Annotated in this window: 1 protein-coding gene and 1 pseudogene; both read right to left on the bottom strand. The window is 66.1% G+C overall.

Going from position 1 to position 2,955, the window contains the following annotated elements; all coding sequences use genetic code 11:
* Window positions 1-1,892: pseudogene (locus tag BM066_RS25630) on the bottom strand (RHS repeat domain-containing protein); the annotation flags it as partial.
* A 221-nt stretch (window positions 1,893-2,113) separates the two neighbouring features.
* The coding region (locus BM066_RS26630) for a hypothetical protein (RefSeq protein WP_218150949.1) at window positions 2,114-2,955 on the bottom strand (842 nt) is incomplete at its 5' end.

Below are 2,955 nucleotides of genomic sequence, written 5' to 3'. Positions count from 1 at the left end.
CCGGTCTCGACCGAGGTGACCTGGCCATCGGCGGCGTAGGTGGTGCGGCTGGCCCGGTAGAGCAGCGCGCCGGTCCCGTCCGGGTCGGGACCGATCACGCCGACCACCTGGCGCATCAGGTCATAATAGGTCCGGGTGGCGTCGGCCGCGCCGGCCAGAGGCCCATTGACGGTCTCCAGATTGCCATACGCATCGTAGGTCATCGTCGTGATCGCGCTCAGCGCTCCATCGCCCGAGCCGCTGGTCGTCGTCAGCGGCAGCAGGTTGCTGGCCAGGCCGACGCTTCCCGCCTGGTAACCGATGATGGTCTTGGCCTCCAGCGCCGAACCGATGCACTCCCACGGCCCTGAGGTGCATTGCGAGGTCGCGGTCGGCAGATAGATCGGCGCCGCCGCCTGGACAATGGTCCCGGCGCTGTTCTTGTACCAGGCGTAGTACGACGCGTAGGCGGTGCGGGTCTGCGGCCGCATCGCCCCTGAGGTCGGCTCGGGGGAGGTCTCCGTCAGCACCCCGCCATGGGCGAGATCGTAGGTGTAGCTGGTCGTATTGCCCCGGAAATCCGTCACCGAGGTCGGCTTGTTGCAGGTCTTGGCGTTGACGTCCGACGCCGTGCAATTGGCCGGATAGGCGGCGGTCATGGTGACGGCCGCCAGGCCAGAGCCGGGCTTGGGTGATTTGTAGTAGTTAAGGATATTGCCCCGGTCATCATAGGCGTATTGGTCGGCATCGCCCTCTGGCCGCACGATGCTCGTGAGTAGACCTTGCTGACCGTAGTTATAGCTGGTCGTCTTACCGAGCGGGTCGGTCACCCCGCTGAGCCGGCTGAACGGAAGCTCGTAGCCGTCGTCCATCGTCTTGATGGTGATAGTCCGGGTGTGGTTCAGCGGGTCGGTGATGGTGGTGTCGACGGTGTAGATCGACGGGGCTGGCTCTGGCGGCGCCGAGCCATAGACGTATGACCAGGCTTTGCCCGCGGCGTTGGTGATGGAAACGATCTTGCCGATGGCCGGATAGGCCGCGCCCCAGGCGATCGTCACATCCTGTCCGCTGGTGCTGGATGGTTTGCGGATGCCGGTCAGCTGGTTGTTGGTGAAGAAGAACCGGGTGGTTTGGCCAAGCGCGTCGGTTACGTTCTGCTCGCTTCCGATCACGCCGAAGGTCAGGCTCGGCCAAGTGCGGCTGAACGAACACGTCACCGCGCCTGGATCGCAGGCGTCGATGGCGTTGTTCAGCGCGGTCACCTTGGCCAGCCGCGTCCAGTCAGCCGGGTCGTAGTCGAAGTGCAGTTGATAGCCGCGGTTGTTGGTGATCGATTGAATGAGCTTGGTCGAGTTGTAGGTGAAAGTGGTCACCTCCCCATTAGGCTTGGTGATCTTGGCGACCTGACCCTTGTTGGCCAGGTACAGGCCCAGGGTGGCAGGCGCGTTGAATTGCACCACCGTGCCATCGCTCAAGGTCAGCACGGGATAATTGGCCACGATCGCCATCGAGGCGCCGGGATTGTCGACGGGCAGATAGGCCCCAACGCCATCGGCCTGGGCGAAGGTCATCGACTGGCCCATCACTGTGGCCGTGGTGTGCGGATAGGCCGGTCCTCCGGGCTTTCCGGTTGGTCCATTCACGCCGCCGAAGGTGCTGTGGCGCCAAGCTCGCACGGCGGTGTCGTAGGTCGCCGAATAGCTGAGCCCGCCCTCTTTGGGCCCGATCGAGATGGTCGGCGAGCTCATCAGTATCGAACCGCTCTGCAGATCCACGCCGTTGGCGTCGGTCGGGTTGAACGGCTTGGGCGGCTCGATTGTCGCCTGAGCGTAGCTGTAGGAGCCGGCGAGACTGACGCCAAGCGCTAGAACGCCGCCTAGCGTGAGGCGTGAGGCCCAGAAAGGGAAACACATACGATTTTGCCGCGGCTTGAGCCGTTTCCGGGGCGTCCAGGCCGCAGGAGGGCTCACCGCCTGGAAGCAGGTCTTGCTCCGCACGGCGCTCGCGGCCAGAGTCAGGGCCAGGCGCCGCGCGGCGTGGGCCGCGTCCATCGCAAAGCAGGTCATCGCATCCGACCTCATACCCGCACTCATCACGTCGCCCACGCCCGCCCTGGTTCTTGATCCCCGCCCCATCACCGCACCCCGACCTTGTCGACGCGGACATAGGCGCGGGGCTGGAAGTGGGTCCTGAACTCGATGGGATGGCCCGCGCGCGAGGCGTCCAGCGTAAAGGGCACGCCGAAGGTCTCGTGCTGCATCGCCAAGGCCCAGGCCTGGCGGGTCAGGGTGCGGTCGGTGATCACGTCGCCCAGGGTGGCGTCATAGACCTCCAGCCGCACGATCGGCAGCTCGTCATAGTCGTTGTTGTCGATCATCAGGGTCCACAGGGCGGTGTGCTCGCCCGCGGTCAGGGAACCGACATACGGCCCATAGGTCATGAAGCCGGCCCCGCTGGCGGTGCTGGCGGCCCAGCCGTCGCCCTCGGCGAAACCGACAATATGGCCGATGGCCGCCCCTTCCGCCTCCCAGCTGGTCGTCGTCGCGCCCGCCTGGGCGCCGGTCGGGGTGGGCAGGGCCAGGCCGATCCGGTCGAGCTTCACAGAAGTCGACGGGACGTAGCGGGTGTAGAACTCCAGATAGTGGCCCTTGCGCGCGGCCGGCAGGTTGAACGGCACGGCGAAGTATTCCGGTCGCGACGCCACGGGCCAATCGGCCAGGGTGATGGTCCGGCTGGCGATCGTGTCCCACTGGGTGGAATCGAAGACGCTCAGCACGACGACGGGTTGGCTGCCGGGCAGGGTCGAGGCGCCCCGGGCCAGTTTCCAGACCGCGACATTGTCCCCGACCGGGGTGTTGGTGGCGTAGGGGCCGTAGGTCATCAGGCCGTCGGCCGTGGCCGGGTCGGCGGACCAGCCATCGCCGTCGGCGTGGCCGACCTGGTGCCAGGCGATCTCCTCGGCTTCCCAGGACTGCA

Source organism: Caulobacter sp. UNC279MFTsu5.1, assembly GCF_900114015.1.
Classification (GTDB): domain Bacteria; phylum Pseudomonadota; class Alphaproteobacteria; order Caulobacterales; family Caulobacteraceae; genus Caulobacter.
The sequence above is the reverse complement of the archived record's forward strand: the minus strand, read 5'-3'. Positions and strand labels throughout refer to the sequence as shown.